We start from the raw sequence: 4,724 nt of genomic DNA on the forward strand, positions 1-4,724 counted from the left end.
GGGGCGGGCGGCCCGGTCCGGGCTCAGCGGCCGCGCAGCGCGCGGTAGCGGGCGACCAGCTCGGCGGTGGAGCTGTCCAGCCGCTCGGTGCCCTCGCCGGTGAGCAGCACCGGCTCGATCCGCTTGGCGAGCACCTTGCCCAGCTCGACGCCCCACTGGTCGAAGGAGTCGATGTTCCAGACCGCCCCCTGGACGAACACCTTGTGCTCGTAGAGCGCGACCAGCTGGCCGAGCACCGAGGGGGTCAGCGCGCCGGCCAGGATGGTGGTGGTGGGGTGGTTGCCCTTGAAGGTCTTGTGCGGGACGAGCTCGGCGGGCACGCCCTCGGCCGCGACCTCCTCCGGGGTCTTGCCGAAGGCCAGCGCCTGGGTCTGGGCGAAGAAGTTGGCCAGCAGCAGGTCGTGCTGGGCGACCAGGCCGGGGAGCAGGTCGGCGACCGGCTCGGCGAAGCCGATGAAGTCGGCCGGGATCACCTTGGTGCCCTGGTGCAGCAGCTGGTAGTAGGCGTGCTGGCCGTTGGTGCCGGGGGTGCCCCAGACCACCGGGCCGGTCTGCCAGTCCACCGGGGTGCCGTCGCGGGTCACCGACTTGCCGTTGGACTCCATGTCCAGCTGCTGGAGGTAGGCGGTGAACTTGGACAGGTAGTGCGAATAGGGCAGCACCGCGTGCGCCTGGGCGTCGAAGAACGCGCCGTACCAGACGCCGAGCAGGCCGAGCAGCAGCGGGACGTTCCGCTCCGGCGGGGCCGTACGGAAGTGCTCGTCGACCAGGTGGAAGCCGTCCAGCATCTCGCGGAAGGCGTCCGGGCCGATGGCGATCATCAGCGAGAGGCCGATCGCCGAGTCGTAGGAGTAGCGGCCGCCCACCCAGTCCCAGAACTCGAACATGTTGGCGGTGTCGATGCCGAAGTCGTGCACGCCCTGGGCGTTGGTGGACAGCGCGACGAAGTGCTTGGCCACCGCCTCGGTGCCGGCGCCCAGGCCGCCGAGCAGCCAGTCCCGGGCGGAGACCGCGTTGGTGATGGTCTCGATGGTGGTGAAGGTCTTGGAGGCGACGATGAACAGCGTCTCGGCCGGGTCGAGGTCGCGGACCGCCTCGTGGAGGTCGGCGCCGTCCACGTTGGAGACGAAGCGGACGTCGAGGTCGCGCTCGGTGAACGAGCGGAGCGCCTCGTAGGCCATCGCCGGGCCGAGGTCGGAGCCGCCGATGCCGATGTTGACGACGGTGCGGATCGGCTTGCCGGTGTGGCCCTTCCACTCCCCGCCGCGGACCCGGTCGGCGAAGGCGGCCATCTTGTCGAGGACGGCGTGCACGGCGGGCACCACGTTCTCGCCGTCGACCTCGATCACGGCGCCTCGCGGGGCGCGCAGGGCGGTGTGCAGGACCGCCCGGTGCTCGGTGTCGTTGATCTTCTCGCCGCGGAACATCGCGTCCCGCAGCTCGGCGACGCCGGTGGCGGCGGCCAGCTCGCGCAGCAGCTCCAGCGTCTCGTCGGTGACCAGCTGCTTGGCGTAGTCCACGTGCAGGTCGCCGACCTGGAGGGTGAGGCGGCGGCCGCGCTCCGGGTCGGCGGCGAACAGCTCACGCAGGTGGGTGTCGCCCAGTTCGGCCCGGTGCTTGGCCAGGGCGGCCCACTGGGGGGTGCGGTCCAGCGGGGTGCGGGCGTCGGCGCGGGTCTCCGACATCGGTGGGTCCTCGATTCATCTGGGTGCAGAAACCGGCAGGGCCAGGCGTGAGGGTTCGCCGAGGTCGTGCGGGTACTGGTGGTGCGCCGACTCCGTTGACGGCCTGCCCGGGCTCAGCCTATGCAACCCCGGACCCGGTCGCGCGCATTCCGCCCGACGGGTGCGGGCCGTCCGCCCGCCGGGTCCGGGAGCCGGCCCGACGGGTGCGGACCGGGCGCCCGGCGGGAACGGACCGGGCACCCGGAGGGAGCGGACGCCCCGTCACTTCCGCTCGGAGCGCAGGTCGAGTCCGCGCAGCACCTCGTCGACCAGCTCCGGGTCGGCGCCGGGTTCGCTGCGGGCGTTGAGCATCTCGCGACGGGAGGCGGCGATCATCTCCTGCTCGACGTCCCGGGCGGCCCGCCACTGGGCCATCCGGAGCTTGGCCTCGGCGGCCTCCTCCTCGGCGTAGTTCTCCGGGCAGAGCCGGGCCAGCCGGTCGTGCTGACGGTCCCGCAGGCGGTCGGCGACCTCGGCGGGCAGCCGGTCCTGCTCCTCCAGCTCGCCGAGCCGGCTGAGCCCGGCCTTGGCGGCCCGCCACCAGAGCTGGCGCACGGCCTGCTCGTGCTTGTCCTGGTCGATGTCCAGCTCCAGCCGCTTGGCCAGCCAGGGCAGCGTGAGGCCCTGGACCAGCAGGGTGAACAGCACCACGCTGAAGGCGATGAAGACCAGTCGGCCGCGCTCCGGGAAGTCCTCGCCGGAGTGCAGGGTGAGCGGGATGGCGAGCGCCAGGGCGACGGTGGCCACGCCGCGCATGCCGGACCACCAGAGGATCACGCTCTCCTTCCAGCTGAACGGCGTGTCCTCCTCGTCGCCGGAGCGCAGCCTCTTCGACAGCCAGCCGGCCGGCAGCAGCCAGAGCAGCCGGACCACGACGACCACCGCGATGACCACGGCGGCGTCGCCGAGGAAGCCGGTCCAGCCACTGCCGGCCTCCTTGAGCACGGTGGCCAGCTCCAGGCCGATCAGGCCGAAGGCGACGCCGGTGATCAGGATCTCGACGACCTCCCAGAAGGCGTTGCCGACCAGCCGGTAGGAGACGGCGTCGGCGTCGGAGGCCCGCTCGGCGAGGTAGAGCGCGCAGACCACGACGGCGAGCACGCCGGAGCCGTGGATCTCCTCGGCGAGGGCGTACGCGGCGAAGGGCACCAGCAGGTTGAGCGCGACCTGCTGGGTCGGGTCGTCCAGCCGCTCGGCGAGTTTGGTGTTGAGCCAGCCGAGCGCGACGCCGACCACCACGGCCAGCACGGCGGACAGCACGAAGCGCAGCACCGCGTCGCCGGCCGAGAAGTCGCCGCTGACCATGGCCTCGATGGACAGCGAGTAGATGACGATCGCGGTGACGTCGTTGAACAGCCCCTCGCTCTCCAGGATCGCCACCAGGCGGCGCGGGAGGCCGATGCTGCCGGCCACCGCGACGGCGGCGACGGGGTCGGGCGGGGAGACCAGGGCGCCGACCGCGATGGCGGCGGCCAGCGGCAGGGCGGGCAGCAGCCAGTGCACGGTGCCGGCCACGGCGATCGTGGTGACCACCACCAGGCCGATCGCCAGCAGCAGGATCGAGCGGGCGTTGGCCTTGAAGTAGCGCACCGAGGAGCGCCGGGCCACCGCGAAGATCAGCGGTGGCAGGACCAGCGGCAGGATCAGCTCGGGCTCGATGGTGACGTCCGGGATCTGCGGGATCAGCGCCATGGCGATGCCGAGCAGGGTCATCAGCACCGGTTGTGGCACTCCGGTCTTCCGCCCGAGTGGCATGGTCACCACGGAGGCGAGCAGCACCAGGAAGAAGAGGGGCAGCTGGCCCACGGGGAGGTTCCTCTCGACGACGGACGGCTGAGCGCCGTCCAGGATAAATCTGACAATGCGCCCATCGGTCTCGACACGCGGAACGACCCCTTGACGTCAAGCGCACTCCAGGGCCCAGGATCGGGGACGCGAAACGATCGAGAAGGGGTGGGAACAGGTATGAAGGCGGTCACCGTGACGGGGTCCGGCGGTCCCGAGGTCCTGCGGGTCGTCGAGGTGCCCGACCCGCGGCCCGGACCGGGCGAGGTGCGGGTGCGGGTGTACACGGCCGGGGTCCAGCCGGTGGACCTCGCGATCCGCGAGGGGTTCCGGCCGCCGGGCCTGGCCGTCGAGCCGCCGTTCGTCCTCGGCAACGAGTTCGCCGGGGTGGTGGACGCCCTCGGGCCGGACAGCGGCGACTGGCGGATCGGGGACGAGGTGCTGGGCTTCCGGGTGCTGGGCTGCCAGGCCGACCTGGTCACCGTGGACGCCGGCAGGCTGGTGGCCAAGCCCGCCGGGATGCCGTGGGAGCAGGCCGGCTCCCTCTCCGCCTCCGGCCAGACCGCGCACCTGGCGCTCACCGCGCTCGGCGTCGGCCCGGGTGACACCGTCCTGGTGCACGGCGCCGCGGGCGGGGTCGGCACGGTCGCCGTCCAGCTGGCCCGGGCCTGGGGCGCCACGGTGGTCGGCACCGCGAGCGAGCGCAACCACGGGTACCTGCGGGAGCTGGGCGTGGTCCCGGTCACGTACGGCGAGGGGCTGGTCGAACGGGTCCGGGCGGCGGCACCGCAGGGGGTGACGGCGGCCTTCGACGCCGCCGGGCGGGGCGCCCTGGAGGCCTCCGTCGAACTGGTCGCCGACCGGAGCCGGATCGGCACCGTGGTCGACTACCCGGGCGCCGAGCGGCTGGGCGTCCGGGGTCTCCGGGGCGAGCGGACGGCCGAACGGCTGGCCGAGCTGGTGAAGCTCTGGGAGGCCGGCGGGCTGCGGCTGGAGATCGCGGACTCGTTCCCGATGGGACGGGTCGCCGAGGCCCACCGGCTGGTCGGCGACGGGCACGTCCGGGGCAAGGTGGTGCTGACCATGTGAGCGGCCCGGACCCCGCTCCGGGCCGATTGTGAGTTTCGGCCGCTGACCAGGTAATGTTCTCCACGTCAGCAAGCGCCGCTAGCTCAGTTGGTTAGAGCAGCTGACTCTTAATCAGCGGGTCCGGGG

3 protein-coding genes are annotated in these 4,724 nt (G+C 72.5%); 1 reads left to right on the plus strand and 2 read right to left on the minus strand.

The features are described 5' to 3' along the window. Nucleotides 1-23: 23 nt before the first annotated feature. Both pgi and ACFRMQ_RS38375 read right to left on the minus strand, forming a co-directional pair. Entirely contained in the window at nucleotides 24-1,685 is a 1,662-nt protein-coding gene (pgi, locus tag ACFRMQ_RS38370) for a glucose-6-phosphate isomerase (protein WP_380735514.1), read from the minus strand. Between the two features lie 261 nt (nucleotides 1,686-1,946). Next, on the minus strand, nucleotides 1,947-3,530 hold the full coding sequence (locus ACFRMQ_RS38375; protein ID WP_380735515.1) for a Na+/H+ antiporter: 1,584 nt from the start codon (nucleotides 3,528-3,530) through the stop codon (nucleotides 1,947-1,949). Nucleotides 3,531-3,689: 159 nt separating this feature from the next. Between ACFRMQ_RS38375 and ACFRMQ_RS38380 the strand changes: the two genes are divergently transcribed. Continuing rightward, nucleotides 3,690-4,598, plus strand: coding sequence for an NADP-dependent oxidoreductase (locus ACFRMQ_RS38380; protein ID WP_380735516.1), 909 nt, complete (start codon nucleotides 3,690-3,692; stop codon nucleotides 4,596-4,598). Nucleotides 4,599-4,724: the final 126 nt, after the last annotated feature.

This window comes from Kitasatospora sp. NPDC056783, from assembly GCF_042789895.1.
Classification (GTDB): domain Bacteria; phylum Actinomycetota; class Actinomycetes; order Streptomycetales; family Streptomycetaceae; genus Kitasatospora.

Bases quoted from the DNA above. Each gene is read 5' to 3' on its own strand.
- ACFRMQ_RS38380 (WP_380735516.1), top strand. From the start codon at position 3,690: ATGAAGGCGGTCACCGTGACGGGGTCCGGCGGTCCCGAGGTCCTGCGG.
- pgi (WP_380735514.1), bottom strand. From the start codon at position 1,685: ATGTCGGAGACCCGCGCCGACGCCCGCACCCCGCTGGACCGCACCCCC.